Origin of the sequence: Paraburkholderia sp. SIMBA_030, from assembly GCF_046535245.1 — a bacterium.
Classification (GTDB): Bacteria; Pseudomonadota; Gammaproteobacteria; order Burkholderiales; family Burkholderiaceae; genus Paraburkholderia.
Genome location: NZ_JAWRXB010001110.1, coordinates 1 through 253 on the forward strand (window position 1 = coordinate 1; position 253 = coordinate 253).

General features: G+C 50.6%; 1 protein-coding gene. It reads right to left on the minus strand.

Translation table 11 applies throughout. The features are described from left to right. Positions 1–253: hypothetical protein (locus SB772_RS43455; RefSeq protein WP_410838956.1), on the minus strand; the 253-nt coding region annotated here is incomplete at both ends.

The following is a 253-nucleotide window of genomic DNA, read 5'->3' on the forward strand; positions in this document are numbered from 1 at the left end:
GGTACCGCCTAGGCCACCCGCCATTGTGACATTACCTCTTAGGACGCGCATACCGGGGAAGAAAGGCTTAAATATCGCAAGATCAAGCTCGTTCAGTACCAATGCACCAGAGATTGGTTTAGGGTCTTTATAAGGATCAACGATCACTTCAGCATAACCACGTGCCCCGCGTCCAGTATTGATATCGGTACGCAGCTTGATACCCTCAGGCACAGACAGAGCAATGAGAGACACACGCTTGTATGGCAAGGTC